Origin of the sequence: Acidovorax sp. LjRoot117, from assembly GCF_964252695.1 — a bacterium.
In the GTDB taxonomy this organism is placed as follows: Bacteria; Pseudomonadota; Gammaproteobacteria; order Burkholderiales; family Burkholderiaceae_C; genus Acidovorax.
Genome location: NZ_CAXUPO020000013.1, coordinates 87,369 through 110,697, shown reverse-complemented (window position 1 = coordinate 110,697; position 23,329 = coordinate 87,369). Strand labels below are relative to the sequence as shown.

The window sequence follows — 23,329 nt, the reverse complement described above, 5'->3', positions numbered from 1 at the left end:
ATCATGCTGCGGATCGGCGAACTGGCCAAAAGGGCGGACTGCCTGGTGCAGACTGTGCGCTTTTACGAGTCCGAGGGATTGCTTCTCGATCCCGCGCGCAGCGAGGGAAATTTCAGGCTGTACGACGATGCCCACCTGCAGCGCCTGCTGTTCATCCGGCGCTGCCGGGCCAAGGACATGACCCTGGTTGAGATTCGGCAACTGCTGAGCTTCCGGGATCGGCCTGAGCTGGACTGCGGCGAGGTGAACTCCCTGGTCGATTCCCATATCGCTCAAGTGCGGGTCAAGATCAAGGAATTGCGCGAGCTGGAGCGCGAGTTGATCGATTTGCGGCGCTTGTGCGACTCCGCCCGCACCGCGCGCGAATGCGGTATTCTGAACAGCTTGAGTGAGCCCGCCTGAAGCTCAAGCGGCGCGCTGGGGAGCGGGGACGACAGGCAGCGCCCGCTTGTGGGCCGTGCGGCGGTACGTCTGCACGATCACCTCGGCGCTTGGCACGTCCACCTCCTTACCTTCCAGGAAGTCGTCGATCGCGTCGTAGCTGACACCCAGCGCGGCCTCATCGGGGCGCAATGGTCGCATGGTTTCCAGATCGGCCGTGGGGACCTTGTGCGCCAGCTGCTCGTCGCCCCCCAGCGCCAAAGCGAGGGCGCGAACGCGCCGCTTGGTGAGGCCGCCCAGCGGACTCAGATCGAACGCGCCGTCGCCGAACTTGGTGAAGAAACCCATCACCGCCTTGGCGGCATGGTCCGTCCCGACCACCAGCCCGCCCGTTGTGCCTGCGGTTGCGTACTGCGCGATCATGCGCTGGCGCGCCTTGATGTTGCCGAGCACGAAGTCTTCCTGCCAGTGGTCGTTGAACTTGAGTCCGCCTGCTTGCAACTGCGCGAGCATCGCGTCGGCGGCCGGCTTTATGTCTACTTCCAGTGTCTCGTCCGGATCGATGAAGGATAACGCCCGCCGCGCGTCAGCCTGGTCGGCCTGCACCCCATACGGCAGCCGCATCGCGATGAAGCGGATGGGCATCCCCGAGGAGCGCAGCTGCTCTGCCGCGAGTTGGCAGAGGCGTCCGGCGACGCTCGAATCCACTCCGCCGCTGATCCTAAGCACAAGCGATCCCGCCGTCGCGGCTCGCGCGTACTCTACGAGGAACTTCGTGCGCCTAGCTACCTCCGTTGATGCATCGAAGTGCGGGTCGACACCCAGCTCGGCGGCAATGCGGCTCTGTTCTGTCGTCATGAAGAGGAGATGTTATCGGCGCTGAAAAGTAACGGGGTCCAGCTCCGACGGCCACGTGCCGTGCTCCATCACGCCAAAGCGCCCGGTGCCGACGTTCTGCGGCGGGGTGCGGCCAAGCGCATGGCCCACGGGAGCCAGCGCGAGACGGACGACTTGGGCCAAGATCTCCGAATAGTCGCGAGTCCTCCAGGCCAGACCGAGCATCGATGCGTGACTACGCAGGTGCAGGCCCAAGTAGCACTGAGACACGATATGGCCGAGCTCTTGCGCACGCCATGCTCCGCGCAAATCGCCGGTGACCTCGCGAGAAGCAGCTAGTCCCGTCTCGCGCAGGAACGCGGCACGGGCGAGCCCGTAGTCGCCGGCTAAAGCGTCCGTCGACGCTGGCGGGCTGCGGAAGGGGTAGCCCAGCTGCGGGCCGTAGTCCATCGGAAAGTTAGTCTCCTTCAGACCCACTTCAGTGGCGCCCAGATTGTGCTTGGGCAGTCGAAAGGTACCGAACAGGTGGTCCCAGAGCATCCAGAACTCGCCGTAGTTGACCTGGGCGTCCTCGTACTCGCGCTTGTGATGCCAACGGTGGACTTCAGCGGCGCCGATCACAAAGCGCAGCGGCCCGACCCGGTAGTCCATGTTGGAGTGCTGGAAGGCCAAGTGCACGGCCAGCAGGCCGAGCCATGCTCCGACGGCCAATGCTGGCGCTCCCATCAGCACCACGGCAAGCAAGCCGGGCGCGGCCATCATTCCGGCATGCAAAGGGTGCCGGCGCTCTCCGTTGAGCCAGTAAAGACGTTCCGAGCTGTGGTGGATCGCGTGGAACCGCCAGAGCCAGGCCACGCGATGACTTAGCCAATGGACGCTGTAGAGGCTGAGATCGAGGACCGCGCCAACTGCGAGGGCCTGCGCCCAAAGCGGCCACTGATCTGGCCACAATGTCCCGGCCGACCACAGGGGCGCCAGGGCAGCAATAACGCCGTGGACGGTGAGGAGTACGACGAGGTTGATCACTGCGTGGATCGCGTCGCAGATGCTGTCCCGGTGGTCGCGGGCCCAGGCCTCATGAAAGGGCAGTCGCCGCTCCAACAGGGCGACAGAAGCGAGTGCGGCGGCCACCGTGAGCGGCACCGTGGGGAAATAAGGCCAGCCGGCCGCGAGCCCACCGAAGAGCACCACGGCGGTTGCGCCAAGGACCAGCGGGTAGCTGCCATACCGGATGACAGCTCCCAGGAAGGGGGATTTTTTTGTACTCATCTTATTCCTCGCGAAATCTGGTTGGGATTGGAAACCCTCTAGTTACGGTAGAGTCAAGCGAGCCTGATTAGAGCCCCCCGACAGGTCGAGGCTGCTGGCAATCCGCCCACGGAATGCACCTATAGTCGCGTCCGATGGCGTGCATCGCGCGCGCCGCAAATGCATTGCCGTTCCATGTTCACGCCATCTACTTCCGTCGCCGCCCGCCTTCTCATGCTGCTGTTTCTGTTGTGGGGCGGCGCGGCATCGGCGCAGCTCGGCGGCAAGAGCGTGGTCGTGACCGAGCGGACGCGCGCGGAACTTCTGGCCCATGCGCCCGAGGGCTTGGAGCCGGGTAAGCCGGTCTGGGTGGGCCTGCAGCTCGCGCATCAGCCGAAGTGGCACTCGTATTGGAAAAATTCCGGTGACTCCGGGCTCCCCACCAAGCTCGAATGGAAGCTGCCCGCCGGAGTGCTGGCGGGAGAGATCGCATGGCCGACGCCCGGCAAGTATTCGATCGGCACGCTAATCAACTTCGGCTATGAGAACACGGTGCTGCTACCGGTACCTCTGACCATCACGCCGGAATTCAAGCCTTCGGCCCTCGGCGGGACGCTGGAGGTCAAACTCAAGGCGCAATGGCTGGTGTGCCGCGAGTTATGCATTCCCGAGGAGGGCGAATTCTCGCTTGCGGTTTCCGCCAAGAGCGCTACGGCTTTGCACGGCGGCGTCTTCCAGGCAAGCTTCGCGGCACAGCCGAAGCCGCTCATGGGTCAGGCAACTGCCACGATCGATGGGAATGCCTTGCGGCTTCGAGTCAGCGGGCTGCCTGCGAGCCTTCGCGGCAAGCCGGTGGAGTTTTTTCCGGAAACAACGGAGGTCATCGAGACTTCCGCGCATTGGAGCCAAGCATGGGACGGCCAGGTCTGGACCGCGCAGGTCCCGCTCTCGCCCCAGCGAAGTCAGAGTCCCGATGTGATGCCGATTGTGCTGACACAGGGCAATGAAGGATGGAGCATTGACGCACGCGTGCAAGGCTCATGGCCTGCGACTGCCGCGCCGGTCGCTGTGTCACCGGCCCTACAAGAAGCGCTTCGCAAGAATGTGACTGCGGCGGCGGCGGAATCGGGCGCCGGGTTGACGTTCACGGCTGCCTTGCTGGGCGCTTTGCTCGGCGGGCTGATCCTGAACCTGATGCCTTGCGTCTTCCCGGTGCTGGCGATCAAGGTGGTCGGCTTCGCCCAGCATGCCAGCGACCAGCGGGCACGGCGCCTCGACGGGGCGGCGTACTCCGCCGGGGTGGTCGCGTCGTTCGCGGCGCTGGGACTGCTCGTCGTCGCGCTGCGCGGCGCCGGGCAGCAGCTCGGTTGGGGGTTCCAGTTGCAGATGCCTGGAGTGGTCGCCGCGCTGGCCGTGTTGTTCACGCTGATCGGCCTGAACCTGACGGGCGTGTTCGAGGTCCGCCAGCTCATCCCCACCCGCTTGGCTTCCCTACAGAGCAGCCATCCGGTGTTGAACTCCTTTCTGTCCGGCGTTCTGGGGGTGGTGGTGGCGTCGCCCTGCACGGCACCTTTCATGGGGGCCGCGCTGGGGTTCGCGGTAGGGCTCCCCGCCGTCCGAGCCCTCTTGATCTTCGCGGCGCTGGGCGCCGGCATGGCGCTGCCGTACCTGGTCGCGAGCTGGGTCCCGGCCTTTGCGCGGCTGCTACCGCGTCCAGATGAGTGGATGGTGACCTTTCGCAAACTGATGGCCTACCCGATGTTCGCAGCGGTGGTGTGGCTGTTGTGGGTGTTAGGGCAGCAAAGCGGCATCGATGCGGTCAGCGCCTTGCTGGTGGTCTTGGTTGCCACCAGCATGCTGGCATGGAGCCTGGGCTTGACGGGCCGCACGCGCGTGATCGTCAGTCTGATTGCAGTCGCGTGTGCGGCTGGATCCGCCTGGCTGCTCGCAGGCCAGATTGGCACAGTGCAGTCGCAGAAGACTGTGGCGGTGAACGATGGTACTTGGCAGGCTTGGGCGCCGGGCCTGGTGGAGCAATTGCTTGCGAGCGGCCGTCCAGTGTTTGTCGACTTCACCGCGGCATGGTGCGTCACATGCCAGTACAACAAAAAGACGGTGTTGCAGAACCCGGTGGTGCTGGCGGACTTCGCAGCCAGGGACGTTGCCCTGTTGCGTGCCGACTGGACGCTGCGCGACCCGGCGATTACCGCCGCACTGGGGAAACTCGGGCGCAGTGGCGTACCTTTGTACGTGCTCTACACCAGCAACGCTCCTGCGCGAGTTCTTTCCGAAATATTGAGCGCGTCCGAACTGCGCGCGGCGCTCTCAGCTTCGACCTTGGCGCCTTCGCCGAAAGGCCCGCAGGCGTCGCAGTAGCTATGTGATGCAGGTGCTTGACCCTCCAGCCACTGTAGGCTTCAAGATGTGTGGACTCTAAGGGACAAGCATGGCTGAACACGACGAAGACGACGAACTCGGTGGGTTGGACGCGAGCAACGCAGCTGACCGCAAAATCTTGCGGACCGTGTTGCTGATCAACCTGGGACAGTCCGCCGCTGGCATCGGCCTTGGCATATGGGCTGCCTCCACTGCGCTGATGGGCGCCGGACTGGACAACCTCGCCGACGCATCGGTCTACGCCGTCAGCTTGTACGCCGTCGGGCGGGCGGCCATGGTCAAGGTACGCGCAGCGCGTTTGTCCGGCTACTTGCTTATTGGCCTAGCCGTGCTGCTATTGGTGGAGGTTCTGCGCCGCTTCTCGGGGGGCGAGGAGCCGGTGGGTCCAGCGATGATGGCGATAGCTGCGGCGAACGCGGCTTTGAACCTGGTGTGTTTGAGGTTGCTGCGCCGTCATCGCGGTGAAGACGTTAACTTCAAGGCGTCGGCGATCTTCACGAACAACGACTCCATCGTCAACGGCTCCATTGTGCTGTCCGGGGCGCTGGTCATGTGGCTGGGATCGAATATCCCGGACCTGTTGCTGGGCGTTGTCGTAGCTGCAATTGCAGCAAATGGGGGGCGCGAAATACTGCGGGAAGCATCAGAAGCCCTTCCGGAATGACTTCGGCTTTTATGGGCACTACGCCGCCGGATATGCGAGCTCCTTGGAGGCCACATACTAACGCGCGTCCGCCCTTCAGAAATCTACAAATCTGAGGTGCTGTGGGCTAGCGATCGGCTGGTCAGCCGTAAGGGCGCGGTGAACCCATGTTGACTACCGACGGCGGGTATGGTTTTGATCAGATGGTGTCGGCGGGCTGCCAGCAATGCGGCAGCAACTCTTCAATCCGGCTGGCCTTGTGGGTGGGCAGCCGGTTGAGGACGTCCTTGTTTGGTTTAAGTCAGGTCACCACAGCAGTGTCCTGTTTGGCAAGTTGTCGATAGGAGTTGGCCTCAACGGGCGGGAGGTACCCGATGGGTTCGAGCAGGCGATGGTGGTTGAACCATGACACCCATTCCAGAGTTGCAAGCTTCACAGCCTCCTTGGTCCGCCACGGCGCTCGGCGTTGAATCAGCTCGGCCTTGTAGAGTCCGTCGACGGTCTCGGGCAAGTCGTTGTCGTAGCTGTCTGTCGCCCTTGCTGCCCACAGATGGCTCGATGCCGGCTTCGGCCAGCCGCTCTGTGTAGAGAATGCTGAGGTACTGAGATCCCCTATCGGAGTGACAGACCAGGCTCCCGTCGCACTCCGGTTGCCGGGCGTACACAGCTGTTCCAGCGCATCGAGCACGAAGTCCGTGCGCATTGAACTGCTCACTCGCCAAGGGGGAACCCTGCCAGCCTCACGAGGCCTCGGTGTTCAGCCGGCCGCGTTTTCTCGGCTTTCTCATCAGCACATAGGCCGCAGGAATCACGAACAAGGACAACAGCGGCGCCGTCACCATACCGCCCAGCATGGGGCCGCGATGCGGCTCATGACCTCCAAGCGTCCCGCTGCACCATGACACTTTCTGGTTGAGTTGCGCAGCACCTTGCTCTGGTACGCCTTGATCGCCGTTGCCATGAGCGGTGTTCTGGGCTGGCTGGCGGCACACCAAGGCCTGGCGCCGCTGCGAGCAATGAAGGCCAAGGCGGTTGCCGTGTCCGGGCATCAGTTCAGCGAGCGCATGCCGGTTCAGGCGGTGCCGGTCGAGATGGCCGATCTGGCGGGCGAGCTCCACGGCATGCTGGACCGATTGCAAGACGACTGTCACCGGCTGTCGGAGTTCTCGTCAGACCTGGCCACGAACTGCGCAAGCCGATCAGCAACCTGCTGACGCAAACCCAGCTGGCGCTGTCTGCCAAACGTGATGCGCCGACCTACCGCAACATCCTGGCATCGAACGCCGAAGAGCTGTAGCGCATGGCCCGCATGGTGTCGGACATGTTGTTCCTGGCCAACGCCGAACGCGGCATGGTGCTTCCGGGGCGCGAGCGATTTGCCATGGCACTAGAGGTCCAAGCTCTGATGGAGTTCTTTGACGCGGGGGCAGAAGAGAAGGGAGTTCGCCTGACCTTGTCGGGTGACGGCGAACTCGATGGTGACAGACTGATGTTCCGTCGTGCCATGGGCAATCTGCTGTCCAACGCTGTTCGGCACAGTGACCCGGGCAGTCCGGTGGAAAAGACGGTCCACCGAGGCGAATACGTCCTGTCGATCCACGTCATGAACACCGCCGACGTTCGGCGCTGGGGGCCAGCACCCCCGGTTGGCATATCTTCAACCCATTTTTTAAGCGCAAGATGGCCCCCTGTCGCTGCAGGCGAGCAAGTGCCCGGTAAAGCGCTTCGTGAGTAAGACCGATGTCTTCGGAAAGATGCTTCAGCGTTCCTTGTTGAGTCCAAAAACCGGACGCGTCACAGTGAAGTCCTATGAATTGCAGAATCCGCTCCTCGGCTGAGCGCGTCTGCTTTATCTCCAGCCTGGTCCGAAGTCCTTGAACGCGCCGTGCCAACTCGGCCGTGAATGTCCACAACAGCTCGGGCGACTTGCGCAGTTGGTCGACCAATGCCTGCTTGCGAAAAACCAGTACCTCCGAGGATTCCAGTGCTACCGCGTCGCAGTGGTATATGGCTGAGAAAAGTGAAGCTTCGGCAAAGAACTCGCCTTGCCGCACTGTGTGCATCGTGGCTTGACCGCCAGTGAGGGTGGTGCGAATTAGGCGCACACAGCCGGACCGCAGGCGAAAGACGCCCGCACTTGCAGCGCCCTCGCGAAAAAGCATCTGCCCCGAAGCAAGACAACGCAGCGAGGGCGTGACACCAAACGCTCTGTCCGAAGGCGCGATGCAGTCCTCTGCATCTTCAGGTGATGAAGTTTCCATATGACTGCAATCATATTCATCTGGCAAAAATCGAACGAAGATTTTTGGGCACCAACTCCCTTCAGATCCCATATGAAAACGCTACTCGCCTATTTCCTTCTGGCTGGCACTGCCTCCGTTGTCGCAGCCCAGTCCCACAAGCATCCTGATCCAAACCAACCTGCTCAGCTCGCTCCGCACACCGCACCCTCGCAATACGCTGGCTATAAACAGCGCGAAATCAAAGCACTTTCTCCGTAGCAAATCGAAGACTTTCAAGTTGGACGAGGCATGTCGCTCGCACTTGCAGCCGAACTCAATGGCTTCCCCGGCCCCGCCCACGTTGTGGAGCTGGGCGAAAAGTTGCGTCTAACGAAAGACCAAGAGCGAGAAGCGACGGCGCTTACAGAGCAGATGAAGGCCGACGCTCAACGATTCGGCAAGGACGCAATTGAGACCGAAAGGGAATTGGATCGCCTCTTCAGGTCAGGGCCGCCCAGCGAAGCCAGCGTGACTCAGGCAGTTGAACGCGCTGCGCTCGCGCAAGCTTCGCTTCGCGCTTCGCATCTGAACTACCACCTGCGGACGGTCGCAATCCTCACGCCAATGCAAGTAGCGCGCTATCAAGAACTGCGCGGCTATGTAGCGCCTGCCAGCGCTATTCCAAAACACAGGGCAAATTGATGCTGCTGCCCAGCAGGCCTGGTGTTTCCGTCATCGACCGGTACGCAACCGCAAGGCGTTCGCGATCACTGACGCCGAACTCAGGCTCATTGCCAAGGCTGCGATCATCGGCGACAGCAGCCAGCCGGTGAAGGGATACAGCAACCCAGCGGCAATCGGTATGCCCAGCGCGTTGTAGAGGAAGGCAAACATCAGGTTCTGTTTCATGTTGCCTACCGTCGCTTCAGACAGCTCACGGGCTATGGAGATACCTCGCAGGTCCCCCTTTACCAAGGTGACTTGGGCGCTGTTCATCGCCACATCGGTACCCGTGCCCATCGCGATCCCCACATCTGCCTTGGCAAGGGCGGGCGCGTCGTTGATCCCGTCACCCGCCATGGCAACAACACGGCCTTCGGCCTGCAGCCGGGACACCAGGGCCAGCTTGTCCGCAGGCTTGACCTCGCCATGAACCTCATCAATCCCCAGCTTTGCCCCCACCGCCTTGGCGGTGGTCATGCCGTCGCCCGTGGCCATGACAATGCGCAGCCCCGCCGCATGCAAGGTCGCCAGCGCTTCCGGCGTGCTGGCCTTGATGGCATCCGAGACCGCAAGCAGGCCTTGAAGCTGGCCATCGGCCGCCAGGTACATCACGCTGGCGCCTGTGGCGCGCAAGGCCTCTGCCTGCGCAAGCAGCGGGTTCGCAGAAACCCCGACCTGCTCCATGAGGACTGTGTTGCCCAGGGCGAGCTGGCGTCCAGCGACCTGTCCGCGCACCCCGATGCCAGACCCGGACTCAAAGTCCTCGGGCTTGTCCAGGGCCAGCCCCTTGGCGCGGGCCGCTTGGACAATGGCATCGGCCAGCGGATGCTCGCTGCCTTGATCCAGACTGGCTGCCAGGCGCAGAACCTCATCCTCGGACAGACCGGGCATGGCAACAACCCGCTCGAAGGATGGTTTGCCCTCTGTGAGCGTGCCGGTCTTGTCCACGATCAGCGTGTCCACCTTGCGCAGGTTTTCAATGGCTGCCGCGTCCCTGAACAGCACGCCGCTGGTCGCCCCCCGACCAGTAGCCACCATGATCGACATAGGAGTCGCGAGGCCCAACGCACAAGGACACGCGATGATCAGCACGGCCACGGCGTTGACCAGGCCATAGACCCAACGTGGCTCCGGGCCGAACAGGCCCCACGCGAACAGCGTGAGCAACGCGATGCCCACCACGGCCATGACAAAGTACCCCGCCACCTGGTCCGCCATGCGCTGCATGGGGGCCCGTGAGCGCTGCGCCTGGGCCACCATTTGAACGATCTGCGACAGCATGGTCGCCGAGCCCACCCGCTCGGACCGGATCACCAGTGCCCCGTTGGTATTGAGCGTGGCACCGATGACAGCGTCCCCAGGTCCTTTGACGATGGGCACAGGCTCGCCAGTGAGCATGGCTTCGTCCACCGCGCTGCTCCCCTCGACCACCACGCCATCCACCGGCACCTTCTCACCGGGACGTACGCGCAAGAGGTCTCCCACATGGACATGGGACAACGGGACATCACTCTCCTGGCCGCTGGCATCGATGCGCCGCGCGGTCTTGGGCGCCAGGCCTAGCAGCGACTTGATGGCAGCCGAGGTCTGCGAGCGTGCTTTGAGCTCCAGCATCTGGCCCAGCAGCGTGAGCGAGATGATGACAGCGGCGGCCTCAAAGTACACCGCCACACGCCCCATGGCCTGGAACGAGGCAGGAAACACGCCGGGCGCCACGGTGGCTACCACGCTGTAGACAAATGCGGCGCCCGTGCCCAAGCTGATCAGCGTCCACATGTTGGGACTACGGTTGGCAATGGACTGAGCGCCGCGCACAAAGAAGGGCCAGCCAGCCCACAGCACGATCGGAACCGTCAGCACGAGCTCAATCCAGCTCTGTGTGGCCATCTCGAACCACTGCAGCCGGTGTCCCACCATGGCCAGTACGGTGACCACCACGGTCAGTGGCAGCGTCCACCAGAAACGATGCCGGAAATCCACGAGTTCGGCGTTTTCTCCCTCCTCCAGCGTGGGCAGCATGGGCTCCAGCGACATGCCGCATTTTGGACAGTTTCCGGGATGGCCCTGCTGCACCTCTGGGTGCATGGGGCAGGTGTAGATGGTGCCGGGCTGAGCTGCTTCAGGCTCGGCCCCAGACGTGCCATCAGCGCCCGGTACGTACTTCTGCGGTGCCTCGACAAAGCGCCCCTGGCACTTCGCGCTGCAAAAGTAGTAGTTGTGGCCCTCGTGGAGCGCGGTGTATTGGGACTGGGCAGTCACCGCCATACCGCAGACGGGGTCTTTCAACGCCGTGGAGGATGGAGGTTTGTGACCTTCATGAGGAGGATGCTTGTGGTGAGCATGATCGTGTGGCGCTGCTGTAGCCATGGTGGTAGTTCCTGAAGATGAGTATCTTGTCCTGCGCGGGAGTACTAGCGGTCTGATCCGCCGCCATGCGAACCGTGGCTCCCATGTCCGTGGAAGAGGTGCATTAGCGGGCAGGCCAACAAGAGCAGGTAAGGCCAATAACCTGCGATATGCGACCAGTGCTCTCTGAGCAGGAAGAATGCCCCGATCAGTCCAAGCATGATCACTGCACCGATCAACTTGTTGCTGCTGCCTGAAGGCTTTGTAGCGCCAGAATGCTCAGTGGTGTGGCTGTGGTTCATGGTGTTCTCCAACAAAGGTCACAGGTGGTGGACCTCGTGGGAACGATAGGGCTTAACACGGTGGGAGTGTCAAGCATGAACATCCGCCACCCTTGATTTCAATCAACGGCCCGGACTGCAACAACATCGACTTGCACAGACCTGGATTTCGACGATTCAAAGACCCAGGGCTGCGACATCGGACCGAGGACTACTTGGCGGGAGCGGCAGGTGCCTTGCCACTGCGGGCCAGAAATGCGTCCAGTTCAGCGATTTCCTTTTTCTGCGCTGCAACGATGTCCTTGGCCATCTTTAGCATTTTGGGATCCTTGCCAGCCCGCAACTGGGCCTGGGCCATGTCAATCGCACCCTGGTGGTGGACCCGCATCATCTGGGCAAAGTCCACATCAGGGTTGCCCGACATGGGCACAGACGCCATCTTGTCGTTGTTCTCTTTCATCATGGCCTTCATGTCCATCTTGCCCTGAGGCATCGATTGATCCATGCCGGCTCCCTTCATGCCGGAATGGGGTGCGGTCTGGGCCTGAACAGACAGGGGCGACAACAAGCTGCAAGCAACGAAAGCGGCAGCGGTGAGCGAGTGGGAAGCGGGGAACTTCTTCATGGTGTTCTCCAAGTGTTGAGCAACGTGATCAAGCGGCACGCGCCATGGCGTCGCACTCCTGGGCGCACTTGAGACAAGCCTGAGCACAGGACTTGCAGTGGTCAGCTTCATGCTTGGCGCACTCCTCGGCGCAGGCCTTACAGATTTGCGCACACAGCGCGCAGATGGCAGCCGCGTGCTCGCTGTTGCGCGCCATGGCGTCAGCCGCAAAGCCGCAGATCGCCGCGCAGTCAGCGTCCAGTGCGATGCAGCGCGCCATCATCTTCACATCCTCCTCCTGAAGGCACGCGGCGAAGCACTGGTTGCACGCCGTCGCGCACGCCTGGCAGGCCTCGATGCACGACATGAAGCGGTTTTTGGTATGGTTCATTGGGTTCTCCTGAGGGTAGGTTCAAGGGCTTTATGGATCAACTTGAATCCGCGCGATTGACTGCGCGGTGCAAGGATCTTCCGCCGCTCAAGGCAGGTCGCGCTGTAGGTTGTCACCGACGATTGCCCTCGCAAACGAGTCATTTGCGCCGCATTGCCCTCGAACATTACGCAGAGATATCAGAGTCGTAATCACGGCGTCACATTGCGGCGAAATTCTCGTGTCCAACGTTCAATGCCATGGACGTGCCTCGCAAAAAAAAGTGCAGGCAGGGCATTGATCGGCGCTGCGCTCTCAGCGACATGGTGATGGCGCTCACACAGCGCTTCAATAGCAGCGCTCCGCTAGTACATCGGAGCTTCAGCCGCCTTGCTGCTTCGCTCCGGTGACCCACGGATCTCTCCTGTCAAAAGCGTAATCCGTCCGTCACCTCTAAGTCGGCGTGCGGTTTCTAGACTTCTTTCCGTGGCGCACAAAACGCCACCTGGATGGACCATACCGGGCATCCGGCGTCACAGGAGACCATCATGAAAGTTCGTACCGCAATCCTCGTCGCCAGCCTTGCTGCATCCGCTACAGCGTCGTTTGCGACATCCGTTTATCACGCAAGCCCTAGCCAGGAAGAAGGCGTCAGCCTGGCCGCAGACCATTTGGGCAACGCAGTCAGTCGCCAAGCGGTTGAAAACACCGTACTGGCCGCTCAGAAGGACGGTTCGCTGTACTGGATCAGCCGTGGCTATCCAGCCACTTATCCGCTCGTTCCGGGCCCCAAGCTGACCAAGACCCGCCAGCAAGTTCTGGATGAGCTGCAAACCTCCAAGCGCAATCCCGTGACCAGTGATGGCCTGCGTGACATCGGCGGCGAGGCAGGTTGGGTCAACGCCCGCCAACTGCCCTGAACCCTCTCAACGATCACCGGCACCCGCGTTCGCTCCAAAACCGGCCTGCGGTTGCACTTCAACCATCACCATTTATCCAAAAAGGAAACCCCATCATGAAACTCAAGTCCACGCTCATCATCCTTTCCCTCATCGCAGCTCCCGCGTTCGCATCAGACCAAACGGTCAGCAAGACGCGCGAACAAGTACTGGCTGAATTGGCGCAGGCTCAGCAAAACGGCGAGATGCTTGCCCCTGGCGACTCGGGGATGACTCTCAAGCAAATCAACCCGGGAGCCTATCGCTCGACTACTTCGACTCAGGCTAGCAAATCCCGCGAGCAAGTGCGGGAAGAATTGGAGCAGGCTATCCGTACGGGTGACATCATGGTGGCCGGTGAATTCGGAGTCAAACGCAATGAGTTGATGTCTGGTCGCTATCCGATCGTGGCAGGCAAGTCGTTGAAGACGCGGGAACAAGTCAAGAGTGAGTTGGCACGCGCCATCCGCGAAGGAGAAATCATCGCTGTGGGCGAAGACGGCCGCAAGCTCAATGAAATCTATCCTGACCGCTACCACGCAGCGCACCATGCAGCTGTGGCCGCCACCTCGGACGAATCCACCAAGGCCCCTGGGTTCTAAACAGGTTCTCCGGGCGGTCGGCTGCTGATCTGGAGGGGTCTTTCGAAACAGGCCCATCTCCAGTTGGCTCGCCATGCACGTCTGCGGTGCCAGCAGCAAGTGCGTGCGACATCTGCTTTTGCATTGCTCCGACCTCCGAGCATCAGACCTGCATGTTCATCACATCGGTGTAGGCCTGAACAATGCGGTTGCGGCTCTGAAGCGTGGCCTGAAACGCGATGTTCGACTTGACTCCAGCGAGCATCGTTTCTTCAAGACTGACCGTGGGATTGCCGAATGTGACCTCGCGGCTTAGGCGACCAGACTCACTCTGCAACTGGCTTGTGGTTGAAAGCGCCTGCTTCATCGCGTCCAGAAAACCGCCTCCCTGGATGCTCGGTGCTTTGGGCACAGAGTTTCCCAGCGAACTGACAGGCAATAGTGCATCCAATGGCTTTGTCGTGACGTTCATGCCGAGGCTTTCTGGGGCGAAGAGTTTGCGAAGTTCTGCCTCGAAATCTGTACCGAGGCAACGCCCAATCGTAGAGATTGGAGTTCGATCTGTAGCTTTCGCAACGCAAGGCGCCACCCGTCAATCCCACCGTTCGGGATAACAGAAACTTCATCTTGCCGACATCGCCGTGGGTCGCCGCATCCCTGGGGCCCAAAGAGCCGAGCGCAGCGAAGCGCGCCGCACGAAATAGCCGTGGCTCACAGCCGCTGCGAAATCTCCAGCAGCGGCTTGATGCTGGACCCAAAGCGACTCATGGAGGCGTGGTTCTGCTCCAGCTGGCTGTAGGGCAGATAACGGATCCCCAGCTCCGACACCCTGGAGAAGGCGGGCCTTTGAAGTTGCTCAGCGACCTTGTCTCTGCGATTGTCTGGAGCCACCAGAAACAGGGCGCAGTTGCCTGCAACCGGCGTGCCCAGGGCCAGATCGAGCATGCGTACGATGCCCGAATAGATGGACGTGGTGTGTTCGACTTCGAATGCGGCGGCGAATTGCGAGGTCTGGGGATCAACCCATACAACATCGATCAGTCGCACGGACTCCAGTCCTCGGTCCAGGCTGGCGGGCAACTGCGCCATGCATCCATCTCCCAGCAACCCCCCGCCATAGGCGCGGCCCCGGTCGTTGGACGCGATCCAGACCTCAAATCCGAGCGCCTTGCCCAGGTCGCGCAGCGAGGCCTGGACACCCGTGTGGGTCGCATCACTCTCGGTCGCTTGGGACAGTTCCCGTTGCAATGCGGTGGATTCCTGGCGCACACGTTCAAGGTCTTCTTGCCAGAGAGCTGTCGCCGCTGCATCCATTGCTTGTGGCGGCGCTGCATATCGGCCACTGCCAATGTCAAACATGAGTCCTGCAATCGCGCCCAGATCATTCGACAGTTTCAGCCGGTACTGCGCGTTCAGGCGCAGCAAGCCTTCTCGCATCGAGAGATAGTGGTCCCAGCGTCCGAGCTTCACGCGCCCCCCGGTCACCGCGTTGAAACCATTGACGATGGCCGTGTTGAAGGGGGAGACCAGCGTTGGGTGGATGAAATACAGCAAGTTGGCGACTGCTGGGCCCAAGCCTTTGATGCCAATCGCATCAATGCGCTGTATGGCGGCCACCACGTCTTCTGCGCAGTCGCAGTGATCGCAAGTGTGAAGAAGATCTGCGAAGGCGAGCTGGTTGCTCGCGTTCTCGTAGATGTCCGGAATCCGCAGCTTGGGTTTCCAGAGGAACGCGTGGTCCGCTCCCTTGAAAATCTGGCGCTGCTCTGCCACGGAACCCACGATCGTCTCCAGCGAGGATCCTCGGTAGGCGTTGCCAAACGTTCCGCCCCGTATGTCCTGCACCACCTGCGCGATGCCTCGGCGGATGGAGCGGAAGTTCTTGATCCTCTGATCCCACAGGAACCAGGTGTTATAGGTGCTGCTCGGGTCTGCCTTCCAGCAGTCTATGAGGGTTGCCAGGGGGTCATGCATCTGTCGTGAGGTGCTTGCCAATGCTCTGTGCACTGGGGAAATACATCGAAAAACAAGTCCTGCCATCCGCCGAACTCACAGAAATCCGTCCCCGGTGTGCGTGAACAATCGCCTGGGTAATGGACAAGCCCAACCCCGCTCCGTCCGAGTCCAGCTGCTTGCGCGACTTGTCCGCCCTAAAGAAGCGGTCGAACAGGCGGGGGATCATCTGCGCCTCGATGGAAGGTCCAGTGTTGACGACGTCCACGGTGGTTCCGTGCAGGCCCCCCTGGATGTCCACGACCACCAGCTCGCCTGGTGGGGTGTAGCGAATGGCGTTGGACAGGAGATTGCTGAGCGCCCGGCGCAACATCAACCGGTCGCCTGTGATCTCCGCCGTCCCGATCAATTGCAGTCGGACTTGCTTCTCTTCTGCCAAGGCCTCGTAGAAGTCAAACAAAGCCTGAGCTTCATCATGGACCGCGATTCTTTCCGTGCTGGGAAGAATGAGACCGTGGTCAGCCTTGGCCAGGAACAACATGTCAGCCACCATGCGGGCCAGGCGCTGGTACTCCTCGGCGTTGGAGGCCAGTATGTCCTGGTACTCCTCAGAGGAGCGAGCCTGGCTGAGTGTGACCTGCGTCTGTGTCATCAGATTGTTGATCGGCGTACGCAGCTCGTGAGCCAGGTCCGAAGAAAACTCGGACAGGCGGTCGAACTCCTCCTTCAGGCGCCGGAGCATCTCGTTGAGGGTGGTCGCCAGGTCGGCCATCTCCACCGGAAACTCCTGGGTTGGCATCCGCTCATCCAGTCGCTGTGCCGTGATGGCCATAGCGCGGGACCGCATGGCGCGAAGGGGGGCCAATCCATTCTTTGCGGCCCACCAGCCCAGGACCCCGGCCACCAGTGTTGCCAATGCCACGTAGCCCACAAGCACCCAAATCAATTCGTACATGAAGTGCTTGTGGTGAGCAATGTCCACGGCCACCCAGACCTGCAGCGGCGGCTCTGCGGAATCAGGCAGCGTCACGGCTTCGGACATTCCCCGGTACTCACGGTCCTTGATTCGCCACGAGGCGACCCCCAAGCGGGAATGCTGGGTCCGCACGCTCAAGTCCGCAGGAAACTCAAAGTCTTCCGTCGAGTACAGCGATTGACCATTGCGAAGCACGGTGACGAAGAGGCCCTCATGGCTGTGCAAAACGTCATCCAGCCGCGTCTTCAGATCCTGCGGCGACTTCGATTTGCCGATGACCTCACGCGTCAGGTGAACCTTGTCACGCAATGCATCGCGGTCAAGCTCCACAAAATGTCGGTCGATGGAAATCGCCACGAGAGTCCCCAAACCGATCAGCACCAGGGCGGACGCCAAAGTAAAAAAGACCGTCAGCCGTGTCGTGAGCGAGTACCGGGCTTTCACGCATTCTCCTGCGGCGCTTCAAGCACATACCCCATGCCTCGCACCGTCTGGATCAGCTTGGCGTCATAGGCATCGTCAATCTTGGCCCGAAGCCTGCGCATCGCCACCTCAATCACGTTGGAATCGCTGTCGAAATTCATATCCCACACCTGCGACGCGATCAGAGAGCGCGGCAGAACTTCCCCTTGGCGGCGCATCAGCAGCTCCAGGAGTCCGAACTCCTTGGCCGTGAGGTCGATGCGTTTGCCAGATCTGCTGACTCGCCGCCGCAAGAGGTCTAGTTCTAGATCGGCCACCTGGAGGACCGTCACCTCGGTGCCATTGCGACCACGCCTGAGGATGGTGCGCGCTCGCGCCAATAGCTCGGCAAAGGAAAACGGTTTGACCAGGTAGTCGTCCGCCCCCAGTTCCAACCCTTTGATCCGGTCTTGCACCTGATCCTTGGCCGTGAGAAACAGTACGGGCATCTCCAGGCCCCGGCGACGCAGATTGGTGAGCACCTGCCAGCCATCCATCCCAGGAAGCATCACATCCAGGATCACCAGGTCGTAGTCACCTTCCTGGGCCAGATGCAGGCCATCGACTCCGTTGTGAACCAGATCGGCGTTGAACCCTGCCTCACGCAAGCCTTGGCGCAGGTATTCGCCGGTTTTGATTTCATCCTCGACGATCAATATCTTCACGGGATCTCCCTGTCTGCGAATGACGGCAAGTGTGCCTGCAGATCGCGGGCTTTCTTTCAGATGACAAAGATGTAATTAAGCCGTTATGTCGGCGGAAGCCTTGGGATCACACAATGCGTTGCATCAAGAACGCATGGTGAACCTATGAAAATTTCCTGGCTTTCACGACCTATATCAACCCCCTGGCTGGCCGCCGCGCTAATAGCGCCGTCCCTGGCTCTGGCTCAGATGCCAGAGGGCGAATCCGCCAAGGTGGACTATCAGCTTTCGTACCGATCAGCCCTCTCGGGCTACGAAGCCTACAAAGAGCAATCCGTCCAGCCCTGGAAAGCGGCCAATGACAAGGTGGGCGAGATCGGAGGCTGGCGCACCTATGCCAAGGAAATGCGCCAGACGGCACCGGCAACCGGGCAGGAACAACCCGTGCAGGGCCATGATGCACACCACGGGGGCAAACAATGAACCGCCGCTTGCGCATGCCCCGCGCCCAACTCGTGATCGCCGTGGCCGCAGTGGCGGTGTTGTCTGGCTGCGCCAGTGTGAATCTGGAGCAAAACATCTCCAGCGCCAACGCAGCCGCAAGCGGTTTCACGGACGGCCAGCTCACCTTGGCCCGGGACCAGAACGAGCGCGATACCTTGCGTCAGCGCGCTTCGGATCTGCTGGCCAAGCCGCTCAGTCAGAAGGATGCTGTTCAACTCGCACTCGTCAATAGCCCATCCCTGCAGGCCATCGTCGCCCAGAACTGGGCGGACGCTTCCACAGCCGCCCAGTCCGGCCGCATCGCCAACCCCATCCTGAGCCTGGAGCGCGTTCGCCTGGGCAGCGAGACGGAGATCGGCCGCCTTCTGTCCTTCGGCCTGCTGGACCTGCTGACTTTGCCGACGCGCAAAGGCATCGCCGAGCAGCGCATCAAGCAGACCCAGTTGCGCCTGAGCAGCGATGTAGTGGACCAGGTCACTCAGGTTCGGCAATCCTGGGTACGCGCTGTCGCTGCACAACAGACGCTGATCTATACCCAACAGGTCGTCGCCAGTGCCCAGGCCAGTGCCGAACTGGCCAAGCGCATGCAGGCGGTGGGCAATTTCAACAAGCTTGACCGTGTACGCCAGCAAGCGTTCTACGCCGACACGGCGACCCAGCTGGCCAGCGCCCAGCACCAGGTCACGGCAGCTCGTGAGGAGCTGGTGCGGCTGCTGGGTCTGGACGAAGCCCAAGCCCAGCAGCTCAAGTTGCCTGAGCGTCTTCCTACACTGCCCAAGGAGCCGCTGTCCCCATCGGACGCGGGCCGTCAGGCGTCCAAGGGGCGGCTGGATCTGCAGATTGCGAAGGCCGACTACGACGCCGCCGCACGCGCACAAGGCTGGAACACGATTACGACCTTCACGGACATTGAGCTGGGGGTGCGGCGCGACTCGGTGTTTGATGCCGCCGAGAACACCCACTCCACGCGGCGCGGCTTTGAGATCAGCCTGCAGCTGCCCATCTTCGATTGGGGAGGCATGCGGCGCGACGCCATGAACGCGCAGACCCTGGCTGCGGCCAACCGCTTGGAAGCAACCGCACGGGCGGCGGGCTCGAACCTTCGGGAGAGCTACTCCGCATACCGCACGGCGTATGACATCGCGCGCCACCATCGCGACGAGGTGATTCCCCTGCGAAAAACCATCTCCGAAGAAAACCAGCTTCGCTACAACGGGATGCTGATCAGCGTTTTCGAGTTGCTTGCCGACTCCCGCGACCAGGTGAACTCGGTGATGGCGGCCCTGAACGCCGAGCAGCAGTTCTGGCTGGCGGATGCCGCCCTTCAGGCCTCTCTCATCGGCAAGCCAACCAGCGCTGGCGTCTCGGGCGGCGGTGCAGCCGCTGCCGAAGCCGGTGCAGGCCACTGATCCCCTCAAGGAAACCAACATGAATTCAAGAAGAGATTTTTTCCGGTTTGCTGGCATTGCCGGAGGGGCCGTGGCCGCAGCGAGTGTGAGCCGCGTGGCAATGGCCGCACTGCCAGAACCCGTGTACCAGACAAGCGCAGACACCATGGCGCCCCTGGTTCCCAACTCCGGGCGCCCCTACAACCCGGTGGTCACGCTCAACGGCTGGACGCTGCCCTGGCGCATGAACCAGGGGGTCAAGGAGTTCCACCTGGTGGCAGAACCCGTCGTGCGCGAAATGGCCCCTGGCTTCAAGGCCCACCTGTGGGGATACAACGGCCAGAGTCCTGGTCCCACCATTGAAGTGGTGGAAGGCGACCGCGTTCGCATTTTTGTGACCAACAAGCTGCCCGAGCACACCAGCATCCACTGGCATGGACAGCGTTTGCCCAATGGCATGGACGGTGTGGCTGGATTGAACCAGCCCGCAATCCAGTCGGGCAAGACCTTCGTCTACGAGTTCGTGGCACGCCGCCCGGGCACCTTCATGTACCACCCGCATGCCGATGAAATGACCCAGATGGCCATGGGCATGATGGGCTTCTGGATCACGCATCCGAAGACCAAGCATCCGCTGATTGATGAAGTGAATCGAGACTTTTGCTTCCTGCTCAGTGCGTATGACATTGAGCCCGGGGCCGCGACGCCCAAGGTTGCAGAGATGACGAACTTCAATCTGTGGACATGGAACAGCCGCATCTTTCCTGGCATCGACTCCTTGAACGTCCGGCTCAACGACAAGGTGCGTATTCGCATCGGCAACCTCACCATGACCAACCACCCGATGCACTTGCACGGTCACGAGTTTTTGGTGACGGGCACGGATGGTGGTCCTACACCCAAGAGCACCCGTCTCTATGAAGTGACCACCGACGTGGCCGTGGGCCAGATGCGCCAGATCGAGTTCCTCGCGGACGAAGAAGGTGACTGGGCATTCCACTGCCACAAGAGCCACCACACCATGAACGCAATGGGTCACGACATTCCCACCATGATTGGCGTAGACCACCGGGGCGTGGCCAAGAAGATCAACAACCTGATTCCCGACTACATGGTCATGGGCGAACGGGGCATGGCGGACATGACCGAGATGGAGATGCCCATCCCGGACAACACCATTCCCATGATGACCGGGGAAGGCCCGTTCGGGTCGGTCGAAATGGGCGGGATGTTCAGCGTCGTCAAAGTACGCCGCGACCAGAAACCGGGCGACTACAAAAATCCGGGTTGGTACAAGAACCCAGAGGGCACGGTGGCGTACGAGTACACCGGCCCGATGGCGGAGCCTGCCCGCTTCAAGGCCGAGGGCGGCCAATCCATGCCCCGCAAAGAGAAGTCCAGTTCGGACACTGTCGTCAAGGTCAAAAAGCCGTCTTCGCACAGCGGCCACTGATCGCCTCCTTTCCTCATCCACAACCCAAGGTAACTATGAAACGCACTCTTTCCCTGATCGCCGCCTCCGCCCTGGTGGCCCTGTCCTTCAACAGCTTTGCGGGCGGTACCCACAGCGGCGGTCACGGCCATGGAAGCGAGGAGTCAGCCATCGGCGAACCAGGCAAAGCCTCCAAAGTCAGTCGCACAATCAACGTGGACATGGCTGACACCATGCGCTTCACGCCCGCCGCGATCTCCGTCAAGCAGGGCGAAACGGTCAAGTTCGTGATCAAGAACAGTGGCCAGGTCAAGCATGAGTTCAGCCTGGGCACCGATGCCGAACTCAAGGAGCACTACGAGACGATGAAGAAGTTCCCGGACATGGAGCATGACGAGCCCAGCAAGGTGTCGCTGGCCCCCGGCAAGCAAGGCGAAATCATCTGGCAGTTCACCAAGGCTGGCGAAGTGAAGTTCGCCTGCCTGTACCCAGGCCACTACGACGCAGGCATGAAGGGCCAGGTCACGGTGGTCAAGAAGTAATCGGGGAATCCCTGCACGCAATTGAACAAGGAGCTCGTATGAAAAACGCAAACACTTTATTGATCGGCGCTATGTTGTCGCTGGTCACTCTCATGCCGCTGTCGGCCGTGGCGCAGGCCGCTGGAGACGCCGGAAAAGCCGCATCCACGACCGCAGCCTCCATGACCGATGGAGAGGTGCGCAAGATCGACAAGGACGCCGGCAAGATCACCATCAAGCATGGCGACATCAAGCACTTGGAGATGCCGGGGATGACCATGGTGTTTGCTGCCAAGGACAAGGCCCTGCTCGACAAGGCGCAGGTCGGCGACAAGATCCGCTTCATGGTGATCAACGAGGGCGGAAAGATGGTGGTCACCGCCATCGAGCCTGCCAAGTAAGCGCAAAAAGTGTCTCGATACGCCCTCAAGAAAAGGGGGCGTTCTTCTGTTCGCACGTCAACCTACCAAGGAAAAATCATGAGAACTCTCCTTATCGCCCTGGCCATGACCGCCGCATCGTCCGCATTCGCCGCTGGCGACACCCAAGAGGCCACGCCCTACACCAACTCCAAGGCGCAAGCGCATGGCGAGGAACACAAAAAGGCCCGTCCTGCGACCGGTGTGAAGCGGACCAAGGATGGCAGTACGGCGCGGGGTGAAGGCTCTGGCATCGCCGACACCAGCAAGGCCGAAGCCCGTGGTCAGGAAAAGGCCAATGCGCGTGAAGCCATGCCGCACAAGGAAGCCACTCCGGGCTCCACGCCTAAGTAATGCAAACGGGTGGGCCACAAGCGTGGCCCACCCAAGTACGGGCGGGCCGCAATCGTGGTGCAAGGTGATGGCTTCGCAAGCCCCCCTCAGGGCCTAGTTCAGTGCCCGCTCCGATGTACGTGGACTCCGCGCATCCACGTCATAAGGTCTAGATGGCTGTTCGTCGGCGTGTCGGTCACACCAGAGTGCGCTCTGGAAACCTTGGCTCCGCGCCGAGTCGGCTTGACGAAACTTGCGTTGTGGTTGGGCTTCGAGGGACTGTCCGCCGCCAGGTTGTCAAGAATTGCGCAGTTCGAGTGGTCGTCGCCAGCGCACACAGAAACCAACTGCTCCAAGGCTGATTTCATCTCGATAATCTCCCGCAGCTTCTCCTCCAGATCCGCCAGATGGCGCTCCGCAATCGCCTTTACCTGCCGACTGGTGCGGTGCGTGTCACCCCATTGGCCGATCAACTCCGCAATCTGGGGCATGGAGAACCCGAGGCGGCGCGACTGGCGGATGAAACGCAGTACCGAAACTTCGCGCTCACCGTATTTTCGATAGCCAGACTCACTGCGCTCAGCTTCTGGCAACAAACCTGTTTGCTCGTAGTGGCGGATCATCTTGGCCGATACACCTGCCGCTTTGGCCGCTTCGCCGATGTTCATGAGTGTGGTCATGGATGCTCCTGTGCAATGGAATAACACGGTAGCAAGGACTTTGGCCCTTACCACCGTGTCAATGTCAAGCGCTCCGAATACTACGTTTTGTAAAGCCTAGATCAGGCGGGCGGATATCCAGCCTCGGTCAGCGCCTCGACCAGTGTCTTGCGATCTTCCGCGCTTTGCACAGTGACCATGCGTTTGGACATGTCCACCTGCACTTTACATTCAGGGTCTGTCATCTGAAGCGTCTGGCTCACCATCCCAGCACAGTGTCCGCAGGTCATGTCGGGGAGTTGGAATTCATGCATTTTTCGCCTCTTGGAAAAAGTTAAGAGGCTTTCAGTCTCCGGTTTGCCACTGGGGCAAGGTCAAGTGGCCAGATAGATATCCAAACAAGGAGCGGCGGCTCGCTTGCGTCTCCCATCATGTCAACCCTGAAAGTTCGAACTCTGCCGGCTAAC

Annotated in this window: 26 protein-coding genes and 2 pseudogenes; 14 read left to right on the top strand and 14 right to left on the bottom strand. The window is 61.1% G+C overall.

Annotation, left to right across the window (positions count from 1 at the left end; all coding sequences use genetic code 11):
* The first annotated feature begins 3 nt into the window (after positions 1–3).
* Positions 4–402 carry a Cd(II)/Pb(II)-responsive transcriptional regulator gene (gene cadR / locus ACSQ3D_RS23915; protein ID WP_015012940.1) on the top strand — a complete coding sequence of 133 codons (399 nt, stop codon included), beginning with the start codon at positions 4–6 and terminating at the stop codon, positions 400–402.
* 3 nt (positions 403–405) lie between these two features.
* Here cadR and nadE read toward each other — a convergent pair whose 3' ends face one another.
* Both nadE and ACSQ3D_RS23905 read right to left on the bottom strand, forming a co-directional pair.
* Entirely contained in the window at positions 406–1,239 is an 834-nt protein-coding gene (nadE, locus tag ACSQ3D_RS23910) for an ammonia-dependent NAD(+) synthetase (RefSeq protein WP_015012939.1), read from the bottom strand.
* A gap of 12 nt (positions 1,240–1,251) precedes the next feature.
* On the bottom strand, positions 1,252–2,487 hold the full coding sequence (locus tag ACSQ3D_RS23905) for a sterol desaturase family protein (protein WP_056419595.1): 1,236 nt from the start codon (positions 2,485–2,487) through the stop codon (positions 1,252–1,254).
* A gap of 213 nt (positions 2,488–2,700) precedes the next feature.
* Between ACSQ3D_RS23905 and ACSQ3D_RS23900 the strand changes: the two genes are divergently transcribed.
* Together ACSQ3D_RS23900 and ACSQ3D_RS23895 are read left to right on the top strand one after the other, a co-directional pair.
* Complete coding sequence (locus ACSQ3D_RS23900; protein WP_051022651.1) at positions 2,701–4,842, top strand: protein-disulfide reductase DsbD family protein; 2,142 nt, start codon at positions 2,701–2,703, stop codon at positions 4,840–4,842.
* A gap of 70 nt (positions 4,843–4,912) precedes the next feature.
* Entirely contained in the window at positions 4,913–5,527 is a 615-nt protein-coding gene (locus ACSQ3D_RS23895; RefSeq protein WP_015012936.1) for a cation transporter, read from the top strand.
* A 280-nt stretch (positions 5,528–5,807) separates the two neighbouring features.
* Here the strand turns inward: ACSQ3D_RS23895 and ACSQ3D_RS23890 are convergent.
* Positions 5,808–6,245: pseudogene (locus ACSQ3D_RS23890) on the bottom strand (DDE-type integrase/transposase/recombinase); the annotation flags it as partial.
* Between the two features lie 166 nt (positions 6,246–6,411).
* Here ACSQ3D_RS23890 and ACSQ3D_RS23885 point away from each other — a divergent pair.
* Positions 6,412–7,044, top strand: a pseudogene (locus tag ACSQ3D_RS23885) (histidine kinase dimerization/phospho-acceptor domain-containing protein); the annotation flags it as partial.
* Between the two features lie 63 nt (positions 7,045–7,107).
* Here ACSQ3D_RS23885 and ACSQ3D_RS23880 read toward each other — a convergent pair.
* The gene (locus tag ACSQ3D_RS23880) at positions 7,108–7,767 is read right to left on the bottom strand and encodes a Crp/Fnr family transcriptional regulator (protein ID WP_015012933.1); all 660 of its coding nucleotides are present in this window, start codon (positions 7,765–7,767) and stop codon (positions 7,108–7,110) included.
* Here ACSQ3D_RS23880 and ACSQ3D_RS23875 point away from each other — a divergent pair, their 5' ends adjacent.
* Positions 7,768–8,007: a hypothetical protein gene (locus ACSQ3D_RS23875; RefSeq protein ID WP_148279919.1), complete on the top strand. Its 240-nt coding sequence runs from the start codon at positions 7,768–7,770 to the stop codon at positions 8,005–8,007.
* A 30-nt stretch (positions 8,008–8,037) separates the two neighbouring features.
* Entirely contained in the window at positions 8,038–8,430 is a 393-nt protein-coding gene (locus ACSQ3D_RS23870; protein ID WP_015012932.1) for a Spy/CpxP family protein refolding chaperone, read from the top strand.
* 30 nt (positions 8,431–8,460) lie between these two features.
* On the opposite strand, the gene ACSQ3D_RS23865 is transcribed toward ACSQ3D_RS23870, so the two are convergent.
* The 4 genes from ACSQ3D_RS23865 to ACSQ3D_RS23850 all read right to left on the bottom strand — a co-directional run bounded on the left by ACSQ3D_RS23865 (position 8,461) and on the right by ACSQ3D_RS23850 (position 12,073).
* The gene (locus ACSQ3D_RS23865) at positions 8,461–10,818 is read right to left on the bottom strand and encodes a heavy metal translocating P-type ATPase (RefSeq protein WP_056419605.1); all 2,358 of its coding nucleotides are present in this window, start codon (positions 10,816–10,818) and stop codon (positions 8,461–8,463) included.
* A 44-nt stretch (positions 10,819–10,862) separates the two neighbouring features.
* Positions 10,863–11,099, bottom strand: a complete 237-nt coding sequence (locus tag ACSQ3D_RS23860; protein ID WP_082493284.1) for a DUF2933 domain-containing protein — start codon at positions 11,097–11,099, stop codon at positions 10,863–10,865.
* Between the two features lie 190 nt (positions 11,100–11,289).
* Positions 11,290–11,703: a DUF305 domain-containing protein gene (locus tag ACSQ3D_RS23855; RefSeq protein ID WP_235504080.1), complete on the bottom strand. Its 414-nt coding sequence runs from the start codon at positions 11,701–11,703 to the stop codon at positions 11,290–11,292.
* Positions 11,704–11,731: 28 nt separating this feature from the next.
* A complete protein-coding gene (locus ACSQ3D_RS23850; protein WP_056419612.1) occupies positions 11,732–12,073 on the bottom strand; it encodes a four-helix bundle copper-binding protein in 342 nt (113 codons plus the stop codon).
* Between the two features lie 527 nt (positions 12,074–12,600).
* Here ACSQ3D_RS23850 and ACSQ3D_RS23845 point away from each other — a divergent pair.
* Entirely contained in the window at positions 12,601–12,972 is a 372-nt protein-coding gene (locus tag ACSQ3D_RS23845) for a hypothetical protein (protein WP_082493285.1), read from the top strand.
* Between the two features lie 95 nt (positions 12,973–13,067).
* Positions 13,068–13,592 (top strand): DUF4148 domain-containing protein, encoded by a 525-nt coding sequence (locus tag ACSQ3D_RS23840; RefSeq protein WP_056419619.1) that lies wholly within the window; start codon positions 13,068–13,070, stop codon positions 13,590–13,592.
* Between the two features lie 142 nt (positions 13,593–13,734).
* Here ACSQ3D_RS23840 and fliE read toward each other — a convergent pair whose 3' ends face one another.
* The 4 genes from fliE to ACSQ3D_RS23820 form a co-directional block, all read right to left on the bottom strand.
* Positions 13,735–14,043, bottom strand: coding sequence for a flagellar hook-basal body complex protein FliE (gene fliE / locus ACSQ3D_RS23835; protein WP_015012923.1), 309 nt, complete (start codon positions 14,041–14,043; stop codon positions 13,735–13,737).
* A gap of 239 nt (positions 14,044–14,282) precedes the next feature.
* A complete protein-coding gene (locus tag ACSQ3D_RS23830; protein WP_056419621.1) occupies positions 14,283–15,545 on the bottom strand; it encodes a hypothetical protein in 1,263 nt (420 codons plus the stop codon).
* The gene (locus tag ACSQ3D_RS23825; protein WP_436128531.1) at positions 15,538–16,944 is read right to left on the bottom strand and encodes a heavy metal sensor histidine kinase; all 1,407 of its coding nucleotides are present in this window, start codon (positions 16,942–16,944) and stop codon (positions 15,538–15,540) included. The genes ACSQ3D_RS23830 and ACSQ3D_RS23825 overlap by 8 nt, the downstream gene beginning before the upstream one ends.
* Complete coding sequence (locus tag ACSQ3D_RS23820; protein ID WP_436128530.1) at positions 16,941–17,627, bottom strand: heavy metal response regulator transcription factor; 687 nt, start codon at positions 17,625–17,627, stop codon at positions 16,941–16,943. The genes ACSQ3D_RS23825 and ACSQ3D_RS23820 overlap by 4 nt, the downstream gene beginning before the upstream one ends.
* Before the next feature lie 144 nt (positions 17,628–17,771).
* Between ACSQ3D_RS23820 and ACSQ3D_RS23815 the strand changes: the two genes are divergently transcribed.
* From ACSQ3D_RS23815 to ACSQ3D_RS23790, 6 genes are all read left to right on the top strand, one after another.
* Complete coding sequence (locus ACSQ3D_RS23815) at positions 17,772–18,089, top strand: hypothetical protein (RefSeq protein ID WP_436128529.1); 318 nt, start codon at positions 17,772–17,774, stop codon at positions 18,087–18,089.
* Complete coding sequence (locus tag ACSQ3D_RS23810; protein WP_436128528.1) at positions 18,086–19,519, top strand: TolC family protein; 1,434 nt, start codon at positions 18,086–18,088, stop codon at positions 19,517–19,519. The genes ACSQ3D_RS23815 and ACSQ3D_RS23810 overlap by 4 nt, the downstream gene beginning before the upstream one ends.
* Positions 19,520–19,538: 19 nt before the next feature.
* The gene (locus ACSQ3D_RS23805; RefSeq protein WP_436128547.1) at positions 19,539–20,951 is read left to right on the top strand and encodes a multicopper oxidase family protein; all 1,413 of its coding nucleotides are present in this window, start codon (positions 19,539–19,541) and stop codon (positions 20,949–20,951) included.
* 35 nt (positions 20,952–20,986) lie between these two features.
* Positions 20,987–21,472 carry a cupredoxin domain-containing protein gene (locus ACSQ3D_RS23800; protein ID WP_056419630.1) on the top strand — a complete coding sequence of 162 codons (486 nt, stop codon included), beginning with the start codon at positions 20,987–20,989 and terminating at the stop codon, positions 21,470–21,472.
* 38 nt (positions 21,473–21,510) lie between these two features.
* Positions 21,511–21,852 carry a copper-binding protein gene (locus ACSQ3D_RS23795; RefSeq protein WP_056419633.1) on the top strand — a complete coding sequence of 114 codons (342 nt, stop codon included), beginning with the start codon at positions 21,511–21,513 and terminating at the stop codon, positions 21,850–21,852.
* A 78-nt stretch (positions 21,853–21,930) separates the two neighbouring features.
* Positions 21,931–22,224, top strand: a complete 294-nt coding sequence (locus ACSQ3D_RS23790) for a hypothetical protein (RefSeq protein ID WP_131798401.1) — start codon at positions 21,931–21,933, stop codon at positions 22,222–22,224.
* A 98-nt stretch (positions 22,225–22,322) separates the two neighbouring features.
* Here the strand turns inward: ACSQ3D_RS23790 and cueR are convergent, their stop codons facing one another.
* Together cueR and ACSQ3D_RS23780 are read right to left on the bottom strand one after the other, a co-directional pair.
* The gene (cueR, locus tag ACSQ3D_RS23785; RefSeq protein ID WP_063459138.1) at positions 22,323–22,883 is read right to left on the bottom strand and encodes a Cu(I)-responsive transcriptional regulator; all 561 of its coding nucleotides are present in this window, start codon (positions 22,881–22,883) and stop codon (positions 22,323–22,325) included.
* Between the two features lie 101 nt (positions 22,884–22,984).
* Positions 22,985–23,176, bottom strand: a complete 192-nt coding sequence (locus tag ACSQ3D_RS23780) for a heavy-metal-associated domain-containing protein (RefSeq protein WP_056419638.1) — start codon at positions 23,174–23,176, stop codon at positions 22,985–22,987.
* Positions 23,177–23,329 lie beyond the last annotated feature (153 nt).